Annotated in this window: 24 protein-coding genes; 19 read left to right on the top strand and 5 right to left on the bottom strand. The window is 67.5% G+C overall.

Annotated features, from left to right (window positions below; genetic code table 11):
* Window positions 1–25: 25 nt before the first annotated feature.
* Together N5C88_RS24475 and N5C88_RS24470 are read right to left on the bottom strand one after the other, a co-directional pair.
* Window positions 26–868, bottom strand: a complete 843-nt coding sequence (locus N5C88_RS24475; protein WP_118933674.1) for a methylated-DNA--[protein]-cysteine S-methyltransferase — start codon at window positions 866–868, stop codon at window positions 26–28.
* 101 nt (window positions 869–969) lie between these two features.
* The gene (locus tag N5C88_RS24470) at window positions 970–1,707 is read right to left on the bottom strand and encodes a glutamine amidotransferase (RefSeq protein ID WP_059380334.1); all 738 of its coding nucleotides are present in this window, start codon (window positions 1,705–1,707) and stop codon (window positions 970–972) included.
* Window positions 1,708–1,876: 169 nt separating this feature from the next.
* On the opposite strand from N5C88_RS24470, the gene N5C88_RS24465 reads away from it, so the two are divergent.
* The 3 genes from N5C88_RS24465 to N5C88_RS24455 all read left to right on the top strand — a co-directional run bounded on the left by N5C88_RS24465 (window position 1,877) and on the right by N5C88_RS24455 (window position 4,520).
* On the top strand, window positions 1,877–2,311 hold the full coding sequence (locus tag N5C88_RS24465; RefSeq protein ID WP_059380333.1) for an NfeD family protein: 435 nt from the start codon (window positions 1,877–1,879) through the stop codon (window positions 2,309–2,311).
* 69 nt (window positions 2,312–2,380) lie between these two features.
* The gene (locus N5C88_RS24460; RefSeq protein WP_059380386.1) at window positions 2,381–3,307 is read left to right on the top strand and encodes an SPFH domain-containing protein; all 927 of its coding nucleotides are present in this window, start codon (window positions 2,381–2,383) and stop codon (window positions 3,305–3,307) included.
* Between the two features lie 25 nt (window positions 3,308–3,332).
* Window positions 3,333–4,520 (top strand): GGDEF domain-containing protein, encoded by a 1,188-nt coding sequence (locus N5C88_RS24455; protein ID WP_280016412.1) that lies wholly within the window; start codon window positions 3,333–3,335, stop codon window positions 4,518–4,520.
* Here the strand turns inward: N5C88_RS24455 and smpB are convergent, their stop codons facing one another.
* Window positions 4,521–4,994, bottom strand: a complete 474-nt coding sequence (gene smpB / locus N5C88_RS24450) for an SsrA-binding protein SmpB (protein ID WP_059380331.1) — start codon at window positions 4,992–4,994, stop codon at window positions 4,521–4,523.
* A 106-nt stretch (window positions 4,995–5,100) separates the two neighbouring features.
* Here smpB and N5C88_RS24445 point away from each other — a divergent pair, with 106 nt between their 5' ends.
* The 7 genes from N5C88_RS24445 (at window position 5,101) to N5C88_RS24415 (ending at window position 10,587) form a co-directional block, all read left to right on the top strand.
* Window positions 5,101–5,535, top strand: a complete 435-nt coding sequence (locus N5C88_RS24445) for a type II toxin-antitoxin system RatA family toxin (RefSeq protein WP_042793335.1) — start codon at window positions 5,101–5,103, stop codon at window positions 5,533–5,535.
* Window positions 5,525–5,872, top strand: coding sequence for an RnfH family protein (locus N5C88_RS24440; protein ID WP_059380330.1), 348 nt, complete (start codon window positions 5,525–5,527; stop codon window positions 5,870–5,872). The genes N5C88_RS24445 and N5C88_RS24440 overlap by 11 nt, the downstream gene beginning before the upstream one ends.
* A 195-nt stretch (window positions 5,873–6,067) precedes the next feature.
* Window positions 6,068–7,222 carry an acyl-CoA dehydrogenase family protein gene (locus tag N5C88_RS24435; protein WP_059380329.1) on the top strand — a complete coding sequence of 385 codons (1,155 nt, stop codon included), beginning with the start codon at window positions 6,068–6,070 and terminating at the stop codon, window positions 7,220–7,222.
* Window positions 7,219–8,394, top strand: coding sequence for an enoyl-CoA hydratase/isomerase family protein (locus N5C88_RS24430; protein WP_280016411.1), 1,176 nt, complete (start codon window positions 7,219–7,221; stop codon window positions 8,392–8,394). The genes N5C88_RS24435 and N5C88_RS24430 overlap by 4 nt, the downstream gene beginning before the upstream one ends.
* 100 nt (window positions 8,395–8,494) lie before the next feature.
* On the top strand, window positions 8,495–9,385 hold the full coding sequence (mmsB, locus tag N5C88_RS24425) for a 3-hydroxyisobutyrate dehydrogenase (protein WP_059380327.1): 891 nt from the start codon (window positions 8,495–8,497) through the stop codon (window positions 9,383–9,385).
* A gap of 1 nt (window position 9,386) precedes the next feature.
* Window positions 9,387–9,824 (top strand): PaaI family thioesterase, encoded by a 438-nt coding sequence (locus N5C88_RS24420; protein ID WP_059380326.1) that lies wholly within the window; start codon window positions 9,387–9,389, stop codon window positions 9,822–9,824.
* A 73-nt stretch (window positions 9,825–9,897) separates the two neighbouring features.
* Entirely contained in the window at window positions 9,898–10,587 is a 690-nt protein-coding gene (locus N5C88_RS24415; RefSeq protein ID WP_280016410.1) for a VIT family protein, read from the top strand.
* Window positions 10,588–10,617: 30 nt separating this feature from the next.
* Here the strand turns inward: N5C88_RS24415 and N5C88_RS24410 are convergent, their stop codons facing one another.
* Entirely contained in the window at window positions 10,618–11,616 is a 999-nt protein-coding gene (locus tag N5C88_RS24410; protein WP_280016409.1) for a folate-binding protein, read from the bottom strand.
* A 152-nt stretch (window positions 11,617–11,768) separates the two neighbouring features.
* Here N5C88_RS24410 and mltG point away from each other — a divergent pair, with 152 nt between their 5' ends.
* From mltG to N5C88_RS24385, 5 genes are all read left to right on the top strand, one after another.
* Window positions 11,769–12,938 (top strand): endolytic transglycosylase MltG, encoded by a 1,170-nt coding sequence (gene mltG / locus N5C88_RS24405; RefSeq protein ID WP_118935234.1) that lies wholly within the window; start codon window positions 11,769–11,771, stop codon window positions 12,936–12,938.
* Window positions 12,935–13,558, top strand: a complete 624-nt coding sequence (tmk, locus tag N5C88_RS24400) for a dTMP kinase (RefSeq protein WP_059380322.1) — start codon at window positions 12,935–12,937, stop codon at window positions 13,556–13,558. Before mltG ends, tmk begins: the two co-directional genes overlap by 4 nt.
* A complete protein-coding gene (gene holB / locus N5C88_RS24395) occupies window positions 13,555–14,646 on the top strand; it encodes a DNA polymerase III subunit delta' (RefSeq protein ID WP_118935232.1) in 1,092 nt (363 codons plus the stop codon). The genes tmk and holB overlap by 4 nt, the downstream gene beginning before the upstream one ends.
* 68 nt (window positions 14,647–14,714) lie before the next feature.
* Window positions 14,715–15,485: a TatD family hydrolase gene (locus N5C88_RS24390; RefSeq protein ID WP_059380320.1), complete on the top strand. Its 771-nt coding sequence runs from the start codon at window positions 14,715–14,717 to the stop codon at window positions 15,483–15,485.
* A 110-nt stretch (window positions 15,486–15,595) separates the two neighbouring features.
* On the top strand, window positions 15,596–16,426 hold the full coding sequence (locus tag N5C88_RS24385) for an ankyrin repeat domain-containing protein (RefSeq protein WP_262422104.1): 831 nt from the start codon (window positions 15,596–15,598) through the stop codon (window positions 16,424–16,426).
* A gap of 44 nt (window positions 16,427–16,470) precedes the next feature.
* Here the strand turns inward: N5C88_RS24385 and N5C88_RS24380 are convergent, their stop codons facing one another.
* Window positions 16,471–17,169 (bottom strand): GntR family transcriptional regulator, encoded by a 699-nt coding sequence (locus N5C88_RS24380; protein ID WP_059380318.1) that lies wholly within the window; start codon window positions 17,167–17,169, stop codon window positions 16,471–16,473.
* A gap of 164 nt (window positions 17,170–17,333) precedes the next feature.
* On the opposite strand from N5C88_RS24380, the gene gabT reads away from it, so the two are divergent.
* The 4 genes from gabT to N5C88_RS24360 are packed head-to-tail and all read left to right on the top strand — an operon-like array spanning window position 17,334 to window position 21,682.
* On the top strand, window positions 17,334–18,692 hold the full coding sequence (gabT, locus tag N5C88_RS24375; RefSeq protein ID WP_280016408.1) for a 4-aminobutyrate--2-oxoglutarate transaminase: 1,359 nt from the start codon (window positions 17,334–17,336) through the stop codon (window positions 18,690–18,692).
* 10 nt (window positions 18,693–18,702) lie between these two features.
* On the top strand, window positions 18,703–19,683 hold the full coding sequence (locus N5C88_RS24370) for a hypothetical protein (RefSeq protein ID WP_280016407.1): 981 nt from the start codon (window positions 18,703–18,705) through the stop codon (window positions 19,681–19,683).
* Window positions 19,680–20,453, top strand: coding sequence for an enoyl-CoA hydratase-related protein (locus N5C88_RS24365; protein WP_059380316.1), 774 nt, complete (start codon window positions 19,680–19,682; stop codon window positions 20,451–20,453). The genes N5C88_RS24370 and N5C88_RS24365 overlap by 4 nt, the downstream gene beginning before the upstream one ends.
* 29 nt (window positions 20,454–20,482) lie before the next feature.
* Window positions 20,483–21,682, top strand: a complete 1,200-nt coding sequence (locus N5C88_RS24360; protein WP_059380315.1) for a CoA transferase — start codon at window positions 20,483–20,485, stop codon at window positions 21,680–21,682.
* Window positions 21,683–21,776: the final 94 nt, after the last annotated feature.

The raw sequence follows: 21,776 nt of genomic DNA, 5'->3' as shown, positions 1-21,776 counted from the left end.
TTTTACGCGTGCAAGCGGGAAAGGACTATGCCGCCAGCGCTTCGCGCGCAATCAATTCGCGCTTGCGGTCTATGCCCCAGCGGTAGCCGGCCAGCGAGCCGTCGGTGCGCACCACCCGGTGGCAGGGGATGGCCAGCGCGATGTTGTTGGTGGCGCAGGCGCGGGCCACGGCGCGCACGGCTCGCGGCGAGCCTATGCGTTCGGCGATATCGGTGTAGGTGGCGGTTTCACCCACGGGGATCTCGCGCAGGGCTTGCCATACCTGGCGCTGGAAGGCCGTGCCGCGTACGTCCAAGGGCAGGTCCAGGCCGCGGGAGGGGTCTTCGACGAAGCCCACCACGGCCGCCACCCAGCCTTCGAACTGCGAGTCCGCGCCGATCAGGCGGGCGGCCTTGAAGCGGTCCTGCAGGTTGCGCACCAGTTGTTCCGGGTCTTCGTGCAGCGCGATCTCGCAGATGCCGGTGTCGCTGGCCGCCACCAGCAGCGCGCCCAGGGAGCATTGCGCCACCGCGAAGCGGATATCCACCCCCTCGCCGCTCTTGCGAAAGGCGGTGGGCGTCATGCCCAGGATGGCGGGGGCGGCTTCGTAGAAGCGGCCGCTGGAATTGAAGCCGGCGTCGTACATGGCGTCCGTGACGCTGGCGCTTTGCTTGAGATGCTGGCGGGCGCGGCTGGCGCGCAGGGCGTCGGCGTAGGCCTTGGGGGTGATGCCGGTGGCCGCCTTGAAGACGCGGTGGAAATGGAAGCGGCTCATGCCGGCCTGTTCGGCCAGGGTGGACAGATCCGGCGGCTGCTCGGCTTCCAGGGCGCGGCAGGCGCGTTCGACGGCGGCGGCGTGCTGTTTGCTCAGGGCGGCGGCTTGGTTCATGAAAAAGCTCCTGTTGCGCGTGGATTCGCGCGCTTGGACCCATCGTCTCAAAAGCCTGCCGCCGCCGCACTCCGTATATTGCGCGGGGGCCGCGCAGGGCGCTACGCGGGGGCGTAGGCGTCCAGAAAGCGCCGCAGCAGGCCGCCCGCGACGGGCGTGGCGCGGACGTTGGCGGACAGCCCCGGGACGTCCAGGTTTTCAGCCGCGTAGCGACGGCCGAAGCGTTCCAGATGGGCGCGGATGAAGTCAGGGCCGAATTCGGGATGGAACTGGGTCGAGAACACGTTGCGGCCGATGCGGATCATCTGATGTTCGTCCAGATCCGAGCGCGCCAGCACGGCGGCGCCGGGCGGGGGTTGCAGCACGGTCTGCGCATGCAGCATCTGGGCGGGGAAGGTGGACGGCAGTCCGGCCAGCAGCTTGTCGCCAGCGGCGGGCGGCAGCAGCTCAACGGTCTGGGTGCCGACTTCGCGCCCGGCGGGGTTGTAGCCGACCTTGCCGCCCAGCGCGTAGGCCAGCAACTGATGGCCGTAGCAGACGCCGAACATGGGCAGGCCGGTTGCGGCGGCTTCGCGCAGCCAGGCGGCGGTGTCCTCGCTCCAGGGTTCCTTGTCGGTCACCATGGCAGGCGAACCCGTGATCAGCGCGGCGCGATAGCGGGCGGGAGCCTGCGGCCGCTTGCCCTCGTGGACGGGCACGATTTCCATGGCCTCGGCGGTCAGGCCGGCGGCCTGCGCGAGTTGTTCGGCATAGCCGCCGAACTGGCTTTTGAGCGTGTCGTCCGGATCGCCGGTGTGCAGGATCAGAACGGGGAGAACGGTGGGTATTGCAGCGGTCATTGGGGGCTAGTGCGTAAAGGATGCGGGCGCCGGGTTCCAGGGGGGGATCCACCGCCAGCGCACATCATAATCCAGCGCCCGGATCCATGATGAAAGCCGCTTTTCCGTTCCGTCCCGGAAATACGTACAATCGCGCTCAGAGACTCATCCTTTCGGGCGAACGAAGACTATGTGGATTTGGCTGGGACTGGCCGCGCTGGCCCTGATCGGGGAATTGGCGACCGGCACTTTCTATCTGCTGCTGGTGGCCCTGGGGCTGGCTGCCGGGGGCGTGGCCGCCTGGTTCGGCGCCGGCCTGGAGTGGCAATTGCTGGGCTGCGGCATCGTATTGCTGCTGGGGCTGCTGGTGCTGCGCAAGACCCGCGTGTTGAAAAAGCGCGAGGTCAATTCCGCCCGCAATGCCGACGTCAATCTGGACATCGGCCAGACGGTGTCGGTCGAGGCCTGGTCCGGCCAGGGGACCGCGCGCGTCTGGTATCGCGGCGCGCATTGGCACGCGGAACTGGCGCGGGGGCATGCGCCGGTCGCGGGCGAACAGACCATTACGGAAATGCGCGGTTCGACTCTGGTTCTGACCCCCAAGGGCAAGCCCGGCTCGGCCTAAGCAGCGCCCGCGCCAGTTCCGCGCGGCGCCCGTGCACCTATTTACCAGAAGGAGAGGCTCCGAATCATGATGATCGATACATCCACCATCGTCCTGCTCGTCATCGTCGCGCTGGCGATACTGATAGTCATCAAGTCGATCGCCATCGTGCCTCAGCAGCACGCCTGGGTGGTCGAACGGCTGGGCAAGTTCGACCGGGTCCTGTCGCCCGGCGCGGGCTTCGTCATTCCGTTCATCGAACGCGTGTCGTACAAGCACTCGCTCAAGGAAATCCCGCTGGACGTGCCCAGCCAGGTCTGCATCACGCGCGACAACACGCAGCTGCAGGTCGACGGCGTGTTGTATTTCCAGGTGACCGATCCGATGCGCGCGTCTTATGGTTCGTCCAATTACATCTCGGCCATCACGCAGCTGGCGCAGACGACCCTGCGTTCGGTCATCGGCAAGATGGAACTGGACCGCACCTTTGAAGAGCGCGACTCCATCAACAGCAACATCGTTTCTTCGCTGGACGAGGCGGCGCTGAACTGGGGCGTGAAGGTGCTGCGCTACGAGATCAAGGACTTGACCCCGCCCAACGAGATCCTGCGCGCGATGCAGGCGCAGATCACCGCCGAGCGTGAGAAGCGCGCGCTGATCGCGGCCTCGGAAGGCCGTCGCCAGGAACAGATCAACATCGCTACCGGCGAGCGCGAAGCCGCCATCGCCCGTTCCGAAGGCGAGAAGCAGGCTCAGATCAACCAGGCCCAGGGCGAGGCCGCCGCGGTGCTGGCGATCGCCGAGGCCACCGCCAAGGCCATCACCCAGGTGGCGGACTCCGTGCGCCAGCCGGGCGGCATGGAAGCGGTGAACCTGAAGGTCGCCGAGCGCTACGTCGAGGCCTTCGGCAATGTCGCCAAGGAAGGCAACACCTTGATCCTGCCGGCGAACCTGGCGGACGTGGGCGGCATGATCGCCTCCGCCATGACCATCGTGAAGTCCACTCGCAACAGCTGATAACCGCGCCCGGCGGCGCCTGACGATGATCGCTCCCGTTAACTTGCTTTTGATAGCAGCATTGGCGGGAGTGCTTGCGCTGTGCGTGCTGGGGTCGCTGGCCCGCAGCGGCATGGCCGGCATCAAGGAGACGATACGCGCCAACCTGCTGACGCTGGCGGCGTTCGGGCTCTACGCCTTCCAGATCACCGAGGCGCCGCTATGGGTGTCGGTGATGGCGGCGAACACCGCCGTTGCCCTGGCCCTCTGTGCCTATTACACCGGATTGCGCCGGCTGGTCGGCCTGACCGTGCCCAAGCGCCTGATGGCGCTGGTGTCCTGTGCCACGCTGCTGGCGCTGGCGTACTACACCTACATCGATCCTCAGATCGGGCCGCGCATGGTGGTCATGTCCTGGCTGATGTTCGGGTTCATGGTGGCCATCGCCATGACGGTCAAGCGCGGCATGCCGATGAACCGGTCCCGCTACAGCTACCATTTCGTGTGCGTGGTCGCCCTGATCTCGGCGCTGGTGTGCGCGACGCGGGCCGTCGTCTACATGTTCGACATCGCCATCGCGCAGGCCCTGTTGCTGCCCTCGGCCTGGAACATCGCATTCATGACGCTGGGCGTGCTGACGATGCCATGCCTGACCCTGGGCACCATCATGATCATCCACGACCGCATGCTGGCCGACCGCGAACAGGAGGCCAGCACCGACTTCCTGACTGGCCTGATGTCGCGCAAGGCCTGGTGGCTGCAGGCCGAGCGCTATTGCGCCCAGGCGCTGCGCACGCGGCGGCCGCTGACGCTGCTGTTGCTGGACATCGACCATTTCAAGCGTATCAATGACACCCATGGCCACGCAGCCGGCGATGCGGTGCTGCGCCATTTCGGCCTGCTGGCGACCGCCACGCTGCGCACCGGCGATCATGTCGGACGCGTGGGCGGCGAGGAGTTTGCGGTGCTGTTTCCGGATATGCGCAGCGATGCCGTGCTGGATGTGGCGGAGCGGCTGCTGGATTCGGTGCGGCGCACGCCTTGTGCGCACGGCGGCAGCACCATGTCCTATACGTTCAGCGCCGGGGTGGCGGACTGGATGCCCGGAGAGAGCCTGCAGGCGTTTTTCGAGCGGGCCGACCGCAAGCTGTATAGGTCCAAGTCGGCCGGGCGCAACCGCATCACGGGACCGGGGCAGGATGCCGAGCGCCAGATGCTGCCCGAGGCCGCCTGATCAGTCGTCCTTGCCTTTGCGCGGCGCGCGGGTGTCGTGCTTCATGATGCGCTCTTTCTCGCGCTGCCAGTCCTTTTCGCGCGCGGTGTCGCGCTTGTCGAACAGCTTCTTGCCGCGGCCCAGCGCGAAGTCCAGCTTGATGCGCCCGTTCTTGTAGTGCAGGTTGAGCGGCACCAGCGTGTAGCCGCGCTGCTCGACCTTGCCGATGAGCTTGCTGATTTCCTCGGCCTTGAGCAGCAGCTTGCGCGTGCGCATGGCGTCGGGGTGGATATGGGTGGAGGCCGTGGGCAGGGGGCTGACGTGCATGCCCAGCAGGTAGAGCTCGCCGTCGCGCACGATGACGTAGCTTTCCTTGAGCTGCACGCGGCCATCGCGGATCGCCTTGACTTCCCAGCCTTGCAGCACCAGGCCGGCCTCGTAGCGGTCTTCGATGAAATAGTCGTGCGTGGCCTTGCGGTTGTCGATAATGCTCATAAAGCCCTTGTGCCTGGGTGCCGCGCGCTATGGCTAGAGGCGTATTCTGGCCCCAGGTCGTGTTGTGCCGGTAAAATCGTGCCATTCTAGCCATTTGCGATAGTCGATGCACAAAGTACAACGATCCGTCCTGGTGCCTTACAGCGCCGCCCAGATGTTCGATCTGGTCGCCGACGTGGAGAAGTACCCCGAGTTCATGCCCTGGTGCGGCGGCGCCGAGGTGCAAACCCGCGACGAGCACGGCATGCAGGCCTCCATCCTGATCAGCTTCGCGGGCATGAAGCAGCGCTTCACCACCCGCAACACCCATGCCTATCCCGACCGGATCGACCTGGAGCTGGTCGACGGCCCGTTCTCCAGCCTGGTGGGACACTGGGAGTTCCAGCCGCTGGCCGAGGACGCCTGCAAGGTCCTGTTCACCATGGAGTACGCGTTTTCCAACCGCGCGCTGGAAATGGTGGTGGGGCCGGTGTTCAACCGCATCGCCACCAGCTTCATCGATTCCTTCACCAAGCGCGCGCAGGCCAAGTATGGCGAATGAGCCGTTCGCGGGGCCGCAGATCGGCGTCAGCGTCTGCTACGCCTTGCCGGGCCATGTCTGGCTGCGGGAGTTGCGCCTGCCCGACGGCGCCACTGTGGCCGACGCGCTGGCGGCCAGCGGCTTTGGCGAGGCCTTTCCCGTGGTTGAACCCTGGACCCGGGGCGTGGGCATTTTCGGCCGCGCCACCGAGCCGCAGGCCAGGCTGGCCGATGGTGACCGGGTAGAGATCTACCGCGGCCTGAGTTTCGATCCCAAGGAGTCGCGGCGCCGCCGCGCCGAACACCGCCGCGCCAAGACGGCGAAGAACGGCAGGGTCCGCCCGGCCGGGCTGCTGTAGGGCTGCGCTCAGAGGGGCGGCGCGCCGCCCCGCACAATGTCGCAAATAGGACAAATCCCCATGCCGCTTCCGGCGTAACATAAGCATCGTCACGCATTTACGTTTACGTCAACGTCATGTCAAAATCGACGGGCTGGCGTTCACGAGACGGCAGCAACGCCAACAGACAATACTCAGTACAACAGGAGACAGGCTGTGGACTTTGAACTGACCGACGAGCAACGCGCTTTTGCGCAGGCGGCGCGCGACTACGCCGAGGGCGAACTGGCGCCCAACGCCGCGCGCTGGGACGCCGAAGGCATCTTCCCGCGCGAGGCTTTCGCGCGGGCGGGCGAGATGGGTTTCTGCGCCATCTATGCCAGCGAGGACATCGGCGGCCTGGGCCTGCCGCGGCTGGACGCCACGCTGGTGTTCGAGGAAATGGCGGCGGTGGATCCGTCGACCACGGCTTTCCTCACGATCCACAACATGGCTACCTGGATGGTCGGCAACTGGGGCCAGCCCGCGCTGCGGGAAGCCTGGGGGCCGTTGCTGGCCAGCGGCCAGAAGTTGGCATCCTATTGCCTGACCGAGCCGGGCGCCGGTTCGGATGCGGCGTCGCTGTCGACCCGCGCGCAGCGCCAGGGCGATGACTATATCGTCAACGGCGCCAAGGCCTTCATTTCGGGCGGTGGCGACACGGACCTGCTGGTGGTCATGGCGCGCACCGGCGGCGAGGGCGCGGGCGGCATCAGCGCGTTCGCCATTCCGGCCGACAGCGAGGGCATAGGCTACGGCCGCAAGGAGGAGAAGATGGGCTGGAACAGCCAGTCCACCCGTCCCATCACCTTCGAGAACGTGCGCGTGCCGGCGGCCAACATGCTGGGCCAGGAGGGCGAGGGCTTCAAGATCGCGATGAAGGGCCTGGACGGCGGACGCATCAACATCGGCACCTGCTCGGTGGGCGCGGCGCAAGGCGCGCTCGATGCCGCCCGGCGCTACATGGACGAACGGCGCCAGTTCAACCGCCGCCTGGCCGAGTTCCAGGCCTTGCAATTCAAGCTGGCCGACATGGCGACGCACCTGGTGGCGGCGCGCCAGATGGTGCGCCTGGCGGCCTGCAAGCTGGATGCGGGGGCTTCGGACGCGGCGACCTACTGCGCCATGGCCAAGCGCTTCGCCACCGACATGGGTTTCCAGATTTGCCTGGACGCGCAGCAGATCCACGGCGGCTACGGATACCTGCGGGACTATCCCTTGGAGCGTCTGGTGCGCGATACTCGCGTTCATCAGATTCTGGAGGGGACCAACGAGATCATGCGCGTGATCATCGCCCGCCAATTGTTGGAAAAAGGAGCCGACATAAGATGAATGCACCGGTGCTGTTCGAAGAAAAAACCGCTGCCAATGGAGTACGGTTCGGGATCGCGACGCTGAATTCGCCGCAGACCCTGAATGGCCTGTCGCTGGAAATGGTGGATCTGCTGGCCGAACGGCTGGACGCCTGGGCCCGTGATCCCGGCGTGGCCCTGGTGGTCCTGCAGGGCGCGGGCGACAAGGCCTTCTGCGCGGGCGGAGACCTGCATGGCCTGTACCGCAGCATGACGGAAAACGCCGGCAAGCCGGGCTGGAACAACGCCTATGCGCGCCGCTTCTTCGAGCACGAGTACCGGCTGGACTACCGCATCCATACCTATCCCAAGCCGGTGCTGTGCTGGGGCCATGGCATCGTCATGGGCGGCGGCATCGGCCTGATGATGGGCGCCAGCCACCGCGTGGTCAGCGAGACCTCGCGCCTGGCGATGCCGGAGGTCACGATAGGCCTGTTCCCGGACGTCGGCGGCAGCTGGCTGCTGAATCGCATGTCGGGCAGGATCGGACTATTCCTGGCCTTGACCGGGGCGCAGCTGGGCACGTCGGATGCTTTCTTCGCCGGCCTGGCGGACTTCCGGCTGGATCACGCGGATTGGCCCAAGCTGCTGGCTTCGCTGGAAGAGCAGCCCTGGGCCGGCCAGGCAGCCGGCACGGCGGAGGATGCCATTCCTCCGCGCGCGATCAACGACGGCCTGCTGCGCCGCGCCCTGACGGCGCTGGAGCCCAAGACGCCGTTGGCGCCTGGCAGCCTGCGCCAGCACTCGTTCCTGATCAACAGCCTGTGCAGCGGCAACCGCCTGGACGATATCTACGAAGAGTTGGCCGCGCTGAAGGACCACGAGGATCCTTGGCTGGCGCGCGCGGCCCAGACGATGCTGGCCGGCTCGCCCGGATCGGTGCGCCTGTCGTTCGCGCTGCAGCAGCGGCTGCGCCTGCGTTCGCTGGACGACGTGTTCCGCGCCGAGTACATCGCGGCGCTGGCCTGCACCGCCCATGGCGATTTCGCCGAGGGCATCCGCGCCTTGCTGATCGACAAGGACAAGAAGCCGCGCTGGAATCCCGCCGTCATCGACATGGCGACCGACGCCTGGGTGCAGAAATTCTTTGACGAACCCTGGCCCGAGGGCGAGCCCCACCCGTTGGCGGACCTGGGCCAGGAAGGCCGCTAGGCGCCACGCGGCGGCGGACCGGCCGCCGCCCGCCGGCGCGGCAACGCTAGTACCACGATGGTTTCACACCTATAGCTATAGCAACAGGAGACAGGACATCATGAGCAGCATCGCGTTTATCGGTTTGGGCAATATGGGCGCGCCCATGGCATTGAATCTGGTCAAGGCCGGACATAGCGTGACGGTTTTCGATCTGGTGCCGGCGGCGGTGAAGACCCTGACGGACGCCGGCGCCAAGGCTGCCGCGTCCGCTTCGGAAGCAGTCAAGGGCGCCGAGGTGGTGGTTTCGATGCTGCCCGCCAGCAAGCACGTCGAAGGTCTGTATCTGGGCGAGGACCTGCTGGGCAAGATCCCGTCCAGCGCGCTGGTCATCGAATGCAGCACCATCGCGCCCGACTCGGCGCGCAAGGTGGCGCAGGCGGCCGAGGTGCGTGGCATCGCCATGATCGACGCGCCGGTGTCCGGCGGCACGGGCGGCGCGGCCGCAGGCACGCTGACCTTCATCGTCGGCGGTCAGGCCGCGGCGCTGGAGCGCGCCCGCCCAATCCTGGAAAAGATGGGCAAGAACATCTTCCATGCCGGTCCGGCCGGCGCCGGCCAGGTGGCCAAGATCTGCAACAACATGCTGTTGGGCATCCTGATGGCCGGCACGTCCGAAGCCCTGGCGCTGGGCGTGGCCAACGGGCTGGATCCCAAGGTGCTGTCGGACATCATCGCCAAGAGTTCGGGCCGCAACTGGGCCACGGAACTGTACAACCCCTGGCCCGGCGTGATGGAGCATGCGCCGGCCTCCAAGGGCTATGCGGGCGGCTTCGGCGTGGACCTGATGCTGAAGGACCTGGGCCTGGCGGCCGAAGCGGCCTTGTCGGCGCGGGCCTCGATCCCGCTGGGCGAGCTGGCGCGCAACCTGTATTCGCTGCATAGTTCCGGCGGTTCGGGCAAGCTGGACTTCTCCAGCATCGTCAACCTGGTCAAGCGCGAGCAGGACTGACATGGCGGCATCGCAAGCGCAGCCGGACCCAGCCGCACGGGTCCAGGAGAGCTTCGCCCGGCAAAGCATCATGACCTTGCTGGGCGCGGCGCTGGACGTGGTCGAGCCGGGCAGGGTGGACATCGTGCTGCCTTACCGCGCCGACCTGTGCCAGCAGAACGGCTTTCTGCACGCCGGTATTTCCACGACCATCGCCGACAGCGCCGGCGGCTATGCCGCCTATACCTTGTTCGCGCCAGGCGAGGACGTGCTGACCTCGGAGTTCAAGATGAACTTCCTGGCGCCTGCCAAGGGCAGCCGCTACGTGGCCAGCGGCCGCGTGGTCAAACCCGGCAAGCGCCTGTCCGTCTGCCAGGTCGAGGTGCATGCGTACGACGGCGAGCAAGCTACGCTTTGCGTGATAGGCTTGCTTACCGCGGTGCGCGTGACGCCGCGCTGAATCCCGCGCGCGGCGGGTCCTGCGCAAGCCGGACCTGCCGCGCGTTCATCACGCGGCGCATGGGTTTGTGGCAATGCCTTCAAAAGAACATCATCGGATTTTTCGCAGCAACTGGCTGCGCGCGGCCGTGCTGGGCGCAAACGACGGTATCGTGTCCATCGCCAGCATCATCACCGGCGTCGCGGCGGCGCAGGCCACGCAGGGCGCCATCCTGACATCGGGGCTGGCTGGCCTGGTGGCCGGCGCGCTGTCGATGGCGGCGGGCGAGTATGTGTCGGTGAAGTCGCAGGCCGACATCGAGGCGGCGGACCTGCGCATGGAGCAGCGTTCGCTCAAGCGCAATTCCGGCGAGGAACTGGCCGAGCTGGTCGATATCTACGTGGACCGCGGCCTGACCCGCGACCTGGCCGAGCAGGTGGCGCGCCAACTGACCAGCCACGACGCCCTCGACGCGCACGCGCGCGACGAATTGGGCATCTCTCTTCATAACCGCGCCCGTCCGGTGCAGGCCGCCGTGGCGTCCGCCGCGTCGTTCGCCGCAGGCGCGGCGCTGCCGCTGGCGGTGGCCGCCGTGACGCCAGGGCCGCAACTCATCGGCTGGGTAATCGGCGCATCGGTGGTTTGCCTGGCCGCTCTGGGTGCCCTGGCCGCCGGGGCTGGCGGGGCGCCCAAGGGGCCGGCGGCGTTGCGCGTCACGGTTCTGGGCGCGTTGGCCATGGCCGTGACGGCGGGCGTGGGCGCGTTGTTCGGCGTGGCGGCCTAGGACCGCCACGGTCCGCGCGGGGCGGGGAGCTCAGGGCGTGATGGAATAGGGCAGCGCGGCGGCCGCAATGCGCGGACCGTCCGCGGCGCCCAGCCGCAGGTCGCCTTCCGGCAGGGCCGCCAGCGTGGTTTCGAATAGCACCGAGATCACGCCTTGCGTGCCGGCCGCGTCCACGATCCGTCCGGTGGGTTCGCCGGGCTGGGTGGCGTCATAGACGTCCACGCCGGCCAGCGCCTGGCCTTGAACGGCGGCGTCGGCAATGGTGCCGTAGGCCATGCGCCGCTTGACCGTGCCGCGGTAGTGGCTGCGCGCCACCACTTCCTGGCCCGGGTAACAGCCCTTGGTGAAGCTCACGCCCTGGATCAGGTCCAGGTTGACCGTCTGCGGGATGAAGACATCCTGCGTGGCCGCAGTGATCCACGGGATGCCCGCTGCCAGGTCTGCGGCGCGCCATTGCGCGGCGGGCGCCAGGCCCAGCGCGCCGGCCAGCGCGGCCGACTGGTCCAGTTGTTCGTCCGATGCGATCCACCACCAGCGCAGATGCGCGTCGGCGGACGGCGCGGCGATCCAGGTGCCGGACGGCAGGTCGACGCGCTGCCAGGGCGCGCGCGGCAGCGCGCCGGCGGCGGCTTCCAGCGCCGCCGCGTCCGCGGGCGAGGCCGTCACGCCCGCCACATGCAGCGGCGTGGCGGCGAGCTTGGCCTTGGCGCGCAGCACGAACATCGACAGGCGTTTGAGCAGCGCCTGCGCCAGATCCTGAGGCACCAGGCCGTACAGCTGGGGCGCGTCGTCCGCGCCGGGGGCGGCGCGCCACATCACCAGGGTGGCCAGCAGGCGGCCCTTGGCGGTGCAGTAGCCCGCCAGGCGGGCGGCGTCCTGGGGCAGGCCGGTGACGTCCTGCGTGAGCTGGCCGTGCAGGAAACCGAGGGCGTCCGCGCCGGATGCGGCGAAGACCAGGAAATCGTCCAGCGGCGCAATTTGCGCGCAACCTTCTGCGCGGACGGGAATCGAAGAATGGAAAGCGTGCATGGAGGCGGTGTTATCGCGTCATCAAAGTGCTGATGATAGCCGCGTTCCCCTCCGGGCTGGGCCATGTCCCCGCCGCGCGCAGGGACGCGCGCTACGTTCCGCCCCTCTTTAGCCGCAAGAGTTCCGCGCGATCAATTAAACTTCCGACACTTATGAAGAAGCGACTCTTTTTTTACGTCCTGTGGTTTTTCCTGTTGATCGCGCTGGCTGCCGCCGCAGCCGTGGGCGGCGCTTGGTATTGGGCCCACAAGCCCATGCAACTGAAAGCCGACAGGATCGATTTCGTGGTGGATCCGGGCAGCAGTCCGCGCACGGTCGCGCGGGTGCTCAACGAGGCCGGCGTGCCGGTCTGGGAGCCGGGTTTCATCTGGATGGCGCGCCTGTCCGAACTCGACAAGCAGATGAAGGCGGGCGGCTACCAGGCCATCAACGGCGACTCGCCCTGGAAGTTGCTGGAGCGCCTGGCGCGCGGCGACATGACGCAGCGGCAGATCACCTTCCTGGAAGGCTGGACCTACCGCCAGATCCGCCAGGCGCTGCGCGCGAATCCCGACGTCAAGCAGACGCTGGGTGAAACCACCGATGAAGAACTGATGGAACGCCTGGGCTCGGAAATCAAGCAGCCGGAAGGGCTGTTCTTCCCGGACACCTACATCTTCACGCCCGGCAGCACCGATTACGATTTGCTGCGCCGCGCCTACCAGGAAGGCCAGCGCATCCTGCAGGACACCTGGGCCAAGCGCCAACCGGACCTGCCGGTGACCACGCCCTACGAGGCCCTGGTGCTCGCATCGATCGTTGAAAAGGAAACAGGCCATGGGCCGGACCGCCGCCGCGTGGCAGGCGTGTTCACCAACCGGCTCAAGATCGGCATGCTGCTGCAAACCGATCCGACGGTGATCTACGGCATGGGCGACGCCTACCAAGGCCGCATCCGCAAGCGCGACCTGCAGACCGACACGCCCTGGAACACCTATACGCGTCCGGGCCTGCCGCCCACGCCGATCGCGGCGCCTGGCCGCGCGGCGCTGCTGGCGGCGGTGCAGCCGGAGCAGCACAAGTTCCTCTTTTTCGTTTCCCGCGGCAACGGCACCAGCGAGTTCTCGGTCAACCTGAACGAGCACAACCGCAACGTTTCCCGCTACATCCTGGGCCAGGGCCAAGGCCAGAATGCCGCGCCCAGCCCGGCTTCGAGCCGCGGCGCGGCCAATGGTAATCCGGCCAACGGCACGCCCGCAGCCGCGCCCAGCGCCAGCCCGGCGCCGGACGCCGCGCCCGAGCCGGACCAGGGACAGGCACAAGTACAAGGACAAGACCAATGACCACGCGCGGACGCTTTATCACGCTGGAAGGCGTGGACGGCGCGGGCAAGAGCACGCATACCGTCTGGATCGCCGATTTCCTGCGTGCGCAGGGGCTGGACGTGGTGTCCACCCGCGAACCCGGCGGCACGCCGCTGGGCGAGAAGCTGCGCGCCTTGCTGCTGACCGACTCCATGGGACTGGACACCGAGACGCTCCTGATGTTCGCGGCCCGTTGCGAGCACCTGCACCAGGTCATTGAACCAGCCCTGGCGCGCGGCGCCTGGGTGGTCTGCGACCGCTACACCGATGCCACCTATGCCTATCAGGGCGGCGGGCGCGGCCTGGGCGCGGCGCGCGTGGCCGCGCTGGAGGCCTGGATGCAGGCCGGCCAGCCCGACCGCACCTGGCTCTTCGACGTGCCGCTGGAAGTGGCGCGCGCCCGGCTGGCCGACGCGCGCGAGCCGGACCGCTTCGAGCGCGAGGGCGCGGCCTTTTTCGAACGCACCCGCGAGGCCTACCACGCCCGCGCCGAGGCTGATCCGCAGCGCATCCGCATCGTCGATTCCACCCAATCCATCGCCCAGATCCGCACCGGCCTGGAGGCGGGACTGCGCGAACTGCTGGGGCAGTCGGCATGAATGCGACCCGCGCCGCCAAAGACGAGGACGTCAAGGCGTCCAACGCGCCGCAGTTCCTGCCCTGGCAGGCCGAGACGGCGCGCAACTGGCTCGGCAACCGCGATCGCTTCGCTCATGCCTGGCTGATCCATGGGCTGGCCGGCATCGGCAAACTGGACTTCGCGGTCGCCGCGGCGGCCAGCCTGCTGTGCGAAACGCCGGACAATGGCCTGGCTTGCGGCCGTTGCGCCGCCTGCGCCTGGTTCGCCAGCGGCAATCATCCCGACCTGCGCCGCATCCGCCCCGAGGCCGTGGCGGTGGAAGAGGGCGCGGACGCCGCCGAGCCCTCGGAAGACGCCGAACCCGCCACGGGCGCGGCCAAGCGCGCGCCGTCCAAGGAAATACGCATAGACCAGATCCGTTCGCTGGAATCCTGGTTCAACACCGCCACGCACCGCGGCGGCTGGCGCGTGGCGCTGCTGTACCCGGCCCATGCGCTGAACGTGGTGTCGTCCAACGCCTTGCTCAAAGTGCTGGAAGAGCCGCCGCCGCACACGGTCTTTCTGCTGGTCGCGGATGCGCCGGACCGCCTTTTGCCCACGCTGGTGTCGCGTTGCCGGCGTTTGCCGCTGCCGGCGCCGGACCCCGACACCGCGCTGCAATGGCTGCGCGAGCAGAACGTGGAACCGGCCCGCGAATGGCTGGCGGCGGCCGGCGGCGCGCCGCTGGCGGCGTTGAGGCTGGCCCAGTCGAACGAGTCCGCTTGTCCGCCCTGGCTGACCCAGCTGGTCGGGCCGCTGTCCAAGGGCCAGTCGCCCGACGTCGGCACGCTGGCCGAGGCCCTGGAAAAAGTGGCGGCCAGCGAATGGATCGACGCCTTGCAGCGCCTATATACGGACCTGATGCTGGCCGGCGCGGGGGCGCCGTCGCGCTACTTCCCGGCCCTGGGCAGCGCGGTTGCGCAAGTCGCCGCGCGCATGAATCCGGCCAAGGTGGCCGAGGCCGCGCGCTGGCTGACGCGCCAGCGCGCGCTGGCCACCCACCCCTTGAACGCCAAGCTCTTCGCCCACGCGACCTTGCAGCGCGTGGTGCTATCCTGCCTGGCGTAAGCCCTTGATCCGGCGGCGCTTCGTCCGGTAAAGGGCGGGGCGCCGCGGCACTTGTATCCAGACTCATCATGTACGTCGATTCCCACTGCCATTTGAACTTCCCGGAACTGGCCGCCGACCTGCCGGCCATACTTGACCGGATGGCTGCCAACCAGGTCACGCACGCGCTGGTCGTCAGCGTCAACATGCCGGAATGGCCGGGCCTGATGTCGCTGGTCGAGCCGCAGGCCAATCTGTGGGCCTCGGTCGGCGTGCATCCCGATTACGAAGACACCCCGGACCCCACGCCCGAAGAGCTGGCGCGCCTGTCCGAGCATCCCAAGGTCGTGGCCATCGGCGAGACCGGGCTGGACTATTACCGCCTGTCCGAACCCCTGGACTGGCAGCGCGAGCGCTTTCGCCGCCACATCCGCGCCGCCCGCGATACGGGCCTGCCCCTGATCGTGCACACGCGCTCGTCCGCCGAGGACACCGTGCGCATGTTGCGCGAAGAGCAAGCGGCCGAGGTCGGCGGCGTGATGCATTGCTTTACCGAAAATTGGGAAGTGGCACAGGCTGCGTTGGACCAGAACTTCTATATTTCGCTGTCTGGCATCGTGACCTTCAAGAATGCGCAGATCGTGCATGAAGTGGCTGCCAAGGTGCCGCTGGACCGTTTGCTGATCGAAACCGATTCGCCGTATCTGGCGCCTGTGCCGTACCGCGGCAAGCTGAACGATCCGTCCAAGGTGATTCACGTGGCCGAGAAGATCGCGGATCTCAGGGGTATACCGGTGGCTGATGTGGCGCGCGCTTCAACGGATAATTTCTTCCGTCTTTTCAATAAGATAAAGAAATAATCTAATCTAATTTATTTAAAGTGATTTATAGGAAACCCATGGCTGCCCGCAACGCTTCCGTCCAGAACACCCTCTTGTCGTGTTGCCGTGGAGCGCTGCTGGCGCTGGCCATGGGCATGGCGGTTCCCGCCGCGGCGCAGGCCGCCAATCCGGGCGATTGGTGGGTCTATGTCGCCAATGACTACCCGGACGACATCAAGGAACTGCTGGCGCGCGGCGAGGATCCCAACGTGCGCTACAAGAACGGCCAGCCGGCCCTGATGCGCGCGGTGGTGGACGGCGCCTGGAAGGTGTTCGACGTGATCGCGGCCGACAAGCGCACCGACGTCAACGCCGAGAACCCGGCGGGCGAGACGCCGCTGATGTATCTGGCCATTGCTGGCCAAACCGAACGCGCCAAGAAGCTGATCGCGCGCGGCGCCCAGGTCAACCGCCTGGGCTGGACGCCGCTGCACTACGCGGCCTCGAAGGGGCAGCTGGAAATGGCGCGCCTGTTGCTGGCGCACAAGGCCATGGTCAACGCGCCCGCGCCCAATGGCGAAACGCCGCTGATGATGGCGGCGCTTTCCGGCCGCAAGCCCATGGTGGACCTGTTGCTCAAGGCAGGGGCGGATGTGGGCTCGCGTGATACCAAGGGCCAGACTCCGGCCGATTGGGCCAGGACGGGCAAGTCCACGGCGGTGGCGGCGGAACTGGACAAGCTGATCGCGCAGCAAGAGGAAGCGCGCCGCAAGCTGCGCGCGGCGCGGCCGGCCGAAGAGGGCGCCGAGGCGGCGGGTGCGCAGGCAGGCGCGGCAGTGGGCGCGCCGGCCAGCCCGGAGCAGGGGGCGGCAGCCGCGCAGGCTCCCGCCGCGGAAAAGAAAGCCCCGGCCGCGTCGTCCGCGGTCCAGGGCGTTTCGGGCGTGAAGCTCAACAACTACGACGAGCCCGCCGCGCCCTGAGGCGCGGGCTTGCCCGAGGCCGGCCCGCAAGGGGCCGGCCCGATTCAGATCACGTAGTTCTTGTAGCGCTCGATGTAGTCGCGGGCGCTGCCGTTCAGTTCGCGCACGCAGCGCTCGGCCTCGTCGCCGTCGCCGCGCACCATGGCGTCCAGCAGGGCGCGGTATTGCTTGATCCCCATCTCTGAGCGGCCCGGCAGCAGGGCCACGCGGCGCATCGACACGCGGGTGCGGTCGTAGATGCGCTCGATCATGTCGCTTAGCACCGGATTGCGCGCCAGTTTCTTGATGTGGTTGCGGAACTGTTCGATCGTGGCCACGTGGGCCTCGATGTCGCCGCTTTTCAGGCTTTGTTCGAAAGGCTCGCCCAGCAGGGCCTGCATCGCTTCCCAGTCGGCGGGGGTGGCGTTGGCCATGGCCAGCCGTACCGCCAATCCGTCCAGGGCTTCGCGCACCTGGTACAGGCGGTAGGTGGTTTCCATGTCGACCAGGGCCACCACGGCGCCCTTGTTGGGCACCCGTTCCACCAGCGCGCGGTCTTCCAGCGTCGCCAGCACTTCGCGCGCCTTGGCGCGCGGGATGTCGTAGGCCTGCGCCAGGTCTTCTTCCGGCACGCGAGTTCCGGGCAGCAAGGCCTGCGACGCAATGCGTTCCCGCATATCGAGTATGACTTCGTGGGTGGAGGCCGCCTTGCGTGTTTCGGGGGCGGCGGCGTCAGCAGAGGCAGTCGCGCGTTTAGTGGGCATGTAGGCACCTGGGTTGAGTGGAGCAAAGCATAACATATTTTGAACGCAAGATTGTGCACAATTTAGAGTGCGTAGTTGTAAATCAGCATTGACACAATAAAACGCACAAGAATATAGTGGCTCCACTTCGTCGCGGTACCCACTCATTCAAGGAGCCCTGGGCAATGAAAGACGCCGTGCAGTCCCCTCAACTTCCCGGCCCGCAGTGCCAGGCATATCTGGCCCGGCGCAATGCCGCCGTCGCGCTGGGCGTGGCCAACGGTCCCCCGGTGTTCGCGGCCGCTGCCCGCGGCGCCACGCTGACCGACCTGGACGGCAACGCCTACATCGATTTCGCCGGCGGCATCGGCACCCTGAACGTGGGCCACGCGCATCCCGAGGTGGTGGCCGCGGTCCAGGCGCAGGCGGCGCGCTATCTGCACACCTGCTTCAACATCGTCATGTATCCGGAATACATCGAGCTGGCCGAAACGCTGGTCGGCCTGGTGCCCGGATCCTGGCCGAAGAAGGCCATGCTGCAGACCACCGGCGCCGAGGCCGTGGAAAACGCCATCAAGGTGGCCCGCCGCGCCACCGGCCGGCAGGCGGTGGTGGCCTTCGAGAACGCCTTCCACGGCCGCACCTACATGGCGCTGTCCCTGACCGCCAAGGCGCCCGCCTACAAGACTGGCTTCGGTCCCTTCGCGTCCGAGATCTATCGCGCGCCGTTCCCGGTGCGCTACCGCTCGGGGCTGACCGAAGCCGAATGCGCCGAGGCCGCCTTCAATGAATTCCGCCGCCTGGTCGAAACCGAGGTCACGCCGGAGCAGGTCGCCGCAGTGATCATCGAGCCGGTCCAGGGCGAGGGCGGCTTCCATGCCGCGCCGCCCGCCTTTCTGCAGGCGCTGCGCGCCTATTGCACCCAACACGGCATCGTGCTGATCGCCGACGAGATTCAGTCGGGCTTCTGCCGCACCGGAGAATGGTTCGCCACCCAGCATGCCGGCATCGAAGCCGACCTCTACACCCTGGCCAAGTCCATGGGCGGGGGGCTGCCGATAGCGGCGCTGGTGGGGCGCGCCGACCTGATGGACGCGCCGGCCGTGGGCGGCCTGGGCGGCACCTATGGCGGCAACCCGCTGGCGTGCGCCGCGGCGCTCGCCACCATCGCGGCCATGCAGCGTGAAGACTACGCGGCGCGCGCCCGCGACCTCGGCGGCCGGGTGCGCGCACGCTTTGCGGACTGGGCCGGCCAGTACGGCATCGTGGGCGACGTGCGCGGCCTGGGCGCCATGGTCGCGTTCGAAGTCGTGCGCGGCGCGGGCGACGACAGTCCCGCCGGCGACCTGGCGGCCCACATCGTGCAGGCCGCCTACCAGGGCGGGCTGGTGCTGGTGAAGGCGGGCTTTTACGGCAACGTGATCCGCTTCTTGGCGCCGCTTTCCATTACTGATGAGGAATTGGCCCGCGGCCTGGACATCCTCGGGCGCGCGGTGGCGGATGCCCAGCGCATCGCCGACGCGCGCGCGTCGCAAGCGGCTTGAGGAGCACACCATGCATACGCTGTTGAAACTGAAGAACGCGCGCAAGGTGGTCAGCCAGCTGGGCGCGGCCAAGCCAGGCATGGAAGTGCTGGTGCTGTATGACCTGCATACCCACCACAACGTCGAGCCCCTGGCCATTGCGGTGGACGAGGCGGGCGCCGGCCTGCACCTGCTGCAGATCGCCGGCTCCGCGCGCCATGGCCGGCAGTTGTCGCCGGTGGTGGCCCAGGCCATGCAGGCGGCCGACCTGGTGATTGCATTGACCCGCGCCAACGCCGCGCATACCGATGCGCGCCAGCAGGCCACGCGCGCCGGGGTCGGCGTGATCGTGCTGCCCGAATCGCATCTGCCCGATTTCTTCCTGGCCGAAGGCTGGGACTGCGACTTCGACGCGCTGCGCCCGCAGATCCAGGGGCTGGCCGACGCGCTGACCCGCGCCGACACGGCCCGCGTCACCAGCGAGCTCGGCACCGACGTGACCATGAGCATCGCCGGCCGCCGCGGCCGCGCGCTGCACGGCTTCGCCAACACCACCGACATCTCGGCGGGCTATTGCCTGGAGTCCAGCCTGGCGCCGGTGGAAGGCACGGCCGAAGGCGTGATCGTGGTCAACGCCAGCATTCCCGGCGTCTCGCTGATCCGCGACGAACCCGTGCGCATCCATATGGAAAAGGGCATGGCCGTGGCGATCGAGGGCGGCGCGGTGGCGCGCCAGTTCCGCGATCTGCTGGCCAGCTTCAACGATCCGCTGGTCTACAACCTGGGCGAGCTGGGCGTGGGCATGAACCCGCGCTGCCAGCTGGACGGCACCATGCTGTCCGACGAATCGGTCTACGGCTCGATCCAGTTGGCGCTGGGCACCAGCGCCTACATCGGCGGCACCGTCAAGGCCGCCGCCCACTACGACACCATCGTCACCGACGCCACGCTGGAACTGGACGGCAGGGTGGTGCTCAAGGGCACCGAACTGCGCCTGGAGGACGTGGCATGAGCATAGACCTGAGCCGCGACGCCGACGGCGTGGCCACCGTGCTGATGAACCGCCCGGAAAAGCGCAATGCGTTCACGCTGGACATGTACCGGGAATTCGGCCGGGTCATGCGTGAACTCGATGCCGACGATAGCGTGCGCTGCGTGGTCCTGCGGGGCGCGGGCGGCGCCTTCTGCGCCGGCAGCGATATCGGCGGCTTCGAGGAAGACCGCGACGGCGCGGCGCAGGCGGCCGAGTACGCGCTCTTCACGCTTTCCATGACCGACACGCTCAAGCACCTGCGCCACCCCACCGTGGCCTGCATCGAAGGCGTGTGCGTGGGCGGCGGGCTGGAACTGGCCGCCTTGTGCGACATCCGCATCGGCGGGCGCAACAGCCGCTATGGCATCCCGGTGAATCGCATCGGGCTGACCGTGGACCACCAGGAACTGGCCGACCTGATCCGCGTGGTGGGCGCTGCGCGCGTGCTGGAAATCCTGCTGGAAGGAAACATCTTCGGCGCCGAAGAAGCCATGTCCAAGGGCCTGCTGACCCGCGTGGTGGATGACGAGCGCGTGGCGGAACAAACCTACGCCACCGCCCGCCGCATCGCTGCGGCGGCGCCGCTGGTCAACCGCTGGCACAAGCGCTTCGTGGGCCAGTTGCGCGAAGGACGCGCGTTAAGCGCGCAAGAGCGCAGCGAAGCCTACGAATGCTTCGGCACCGAGGACTACCGGCGCGGCCGCGAGGCCTTTGCCGCCAAGCGCATTCCCGAATTCATCGGCCGCTGATCCGGCCACCGACCCAAGACGGACCGCATATGACTCAAGCTGCATCCCCCCTTGCCGGCATCAAGATCCTGGATCTTTCGCAGATCATGGCCGGCCCGTACTGCACCATGGTGCTGGCCGACCTGGGCGCCGAGGTCATCAAGGTCGAGAAGACCGGCGCCGGCGACGACTCCCGCGAAATGGGTCCCTACGTGAACGGCGAATCCACCTGTTTCGCCCAGATCAATCGCAACAAGCAGGGCGTGGCGCTGAACCTGAAGGATCCCGAGGCGCGCGAGGTGCTGTACGAGCTGGCGCGCTGGGCCGACGTGGTGGTGGAGAACTACCGCGTGGGCGTGACCAAGTCGCTGGGCGTGGACTACGAAACGCTGTCGCGCATCAATCCGCGCCTGGTGTATTGCTCCATCTCCGGCTACGGCCATTCCGGACCCTACGCGGGCAAGGGCGGCTTCGACCTGGTGGCCCAGGGCATGAGCGGCATCATGAGCATGACGGGCGAGCCCGACGGGCGGCCCTTGAAGTCGGGCATCGCCATTTATGACGTGGGGGCGGGGCTGACCGCGGTCTACGCCATCCTGGCCGCCTGCATCCACCAGATGAAGACGGGCGAAGGCCAGCACATCGACATCGCGCTGGCCGAGTGCGGCTTGCCCTGGTTCGTCTGGGAAGCCGCCGCCTATTTCGCCGACGGCACGGTGCCGCAAGGCACCGGCAGCCGCCACCGCGTGTCGGCGCCATACCAGGCCTTCGGCACGCGCCAGGGCTTCATCATGATAGGCGCGGCCAACCAGCGCACCTGGGAGCGCCTGTGCGCGGACGTGCTGGAGCGGCCCGAACTGATCACCGATCCGCGCTTCATCACCAACTCCGACCGGCTGGCCAACATCGCCGAGCTGGAGCCGTTGCTGGAAGCCGAATTCGCGCGTGCCGACGCGGCTGAATGGATCGAGCGCTGCGAACGGGCCTCCGTGCCTTGCGGCCCGATCAACGATTTCGGCCAGGCCATGCAGGACCCGCATTACCTGGCGCGCGGCATGGTGCAGGAACTGGACCATCCCGCGCTGGGCAAGATGAAGACCATCGGCATTCCGACCAAGTTTTCCAAAACGCCCGGCGCCTTGCGCACGGCGGCGCCGCTGATGGGGCAGCACACGGACGAGGTGCTGCGCCGCTTCGGCGTGGCGGAAGACAGAATTGCAGGCATGCGCGCCCGAGGAGTCATCGCGTAGCAGGCAAACCGCAGCAGGCAGTATCGAAGTCGCATCCAAGCTCCAAGGGGACGCCGGCGCTATTGACGCCGGCGGCTATTCGAAGTTGAACAAA

Source organism: Achromobacter sp. GD03932 (assembly GCF_029839485.1).
Lineage (GTDB): Bacteria > Pseudomonadota > Gammaproteobacteria > Burkholderiales > Burkholderiaceae_B > Achromobacter > Achromobacter bronchisepticus_A.
Note: the sequence above shows the minus strand (reverse complement) of the source record. Positions and strands in the feature narration are given on the sequence as shown.

Excerpts from the sequence above, each read along its gene's own strand:
- N5C88_RS24475 (WP_118933674.1), bottom strand. The coding sequence starts at position 868 with ATGAACCAAGCCGCCGCCCTGAGCAAACAGCACGCCGCCGCCGTCGAA.
- N5C88_RS24470 (WP_059380334.1), bottom strand. The coding sequence starts at position 1,707 with ATGACCGCTGCAATACCCACCGTTCTCCCCGTTCTGATCCTGCACACC.
- N5C88_RS24465 (WP_059380333.1), top strand. The coding sequence starts at position 1,877 with ATGTGGATTTGGCTGGGACTGGCCGCGCTGGCCCTGATCGGGGAATTG.
- N5C88_RS24460 (WP_059380386.1), top strand. The coding sequence starts at position 2,381 with ATGATCGATACATCCACCATCGTCCTGCTCGTCATCGTCGCGCTGGCG.
- N5C88_RS24455 (WP_280016412.1), top strand. The coding sequence starts at position 3,333 with ATGATCGCTCCCGTTAACTTGCTTTTGATAGCAGCATTGGCGGGAGTG.
- smpB (WP_059380331.1), bottom strand. The coding sequence starts at position 4,994 with ATGAGCATTATCGACAACCGCAAGGCCACGCACGACTATTTCATCGAA.
- N5C88_RS24445 (WP_042793335.1), top strand. The coding sequence starts at position 5,101 with ATGCACAAAGTACAACGATCCGTCCTGGTGCCTTACAGCGCCGCCCAG.
- N5C88_RS24440 (WP_059380330.1), top strand. The coding sequence starts at position 5,525 with ATGGCGAATGAGCCGTTCGCGGGGCCGCAGATCGGCGTCAGCGTCTGC.
- N5C88_RS24430 (WP_280016411.1), top strand. The coding sequence starts at position 7,219 with ATGAATGCACCGGTGCTGTTCGAAGAAAAAACCGCTGCCAATGGAGTA.
- mmsB (WP_059380327.1), top strand. The coding sequence starts at position 8,495 with ATGAGCAGCATCGCGTTTATCGGTTTGGGCAATATGGGCGCGCCCATG.
- N5C88_RS24420 (WP_059380326.1), top strand. The coding sequence starts at position 9,387 with ATGGCGGCATCGCAAGCGCAGCCGGACCCAGCCGCACGGGTCCAGGAG.
- N5C88_RS24415 (WP_280016410.1), top strand. The coding sequence starts at position 9,898 with ATGCCTTCAAAAGAACATCATCGGATTTTTCGCAGCAACTGGCTGCGC.
- N5C88_RS24410 (WP_280016409.1), bottom strand. The coding sequence starts at position 11,616 with ATGCACGCTTTCCATTCTTCGATTCCCGTCCGCGCAGAAGGTTGCGCG.
- mltG (WP_118935234.1), top strand. The coding sequence starts at position 11,769 with ATGAAGAAGCGACTCTTTTTTTACGTCCTGTGGTTTTTCCTGTTGATC.
- tmk (WP_059380322.1), top strand. The coding sequence starts at position 12,935 with ATGACCACGCGCGGACGCTTTATCACGCTGGAAGGCGTGGACGGCGCG.
- holB (WP_118935232.1), top strand. The coding sequence starts at position 13,555 with ATGAATGCGACCCGCGCCGCCAAAGACGAGGACGTCAAGGCGTCCAAC.
- N5C88_RS24390 (WP_059380320.1), top strand. The coding sequence starts at position 14,715 with ATGTACGTCGATTCCCACTGCCATTTGAACTTCCCGGAACTGGCCGCC.
- N5C88_RS24385 (WP_262422104.1), top strand. The coding sequence starts at position 15,596 with ATGGGCATGGCGGTTCCCGCCGCGGCGCAGGCCGCCAATCCGGGCGAT.
- N5C88_RS24380 (WP_059380318.1), bottom strand. The coding sequence starts at position 17,169 with ATGCCCACTAAACGCGCGACTGCCTCTGCTGACGCCGCCGCCCCCGAA.
- gabT (WP_280016408.1), top strand. The coding sequence starts at position 17,334 with ATGAAAGACGCCGTGCAGTCCCCTCAACTTCCCGGCCCGCAGTGCCAG.
- N5C88_RS24370 (WP_280016407.1), top strand. The coding sequence starts at position 18,703 with ATGCATACGCTGTTGAAACTGAAGAACGCGCGCAAGGTGGTCAGCCAG.
- N5C88_RS24365 (WP_059380316.1), top strand. The coding sequence starts at position 19,680 with ATGAGCATAGACCTGAGCCGCGACGCCGACGGCGTGGCCACCGTGCTG.
- N5C88_RS24360 (WP_059380315.1), top strand. The coding sequence starts at position 20,483 with ATGACTCAAGCTGCATCCCCCCTTGCCGGCATCAAGATCCTGGATCTT.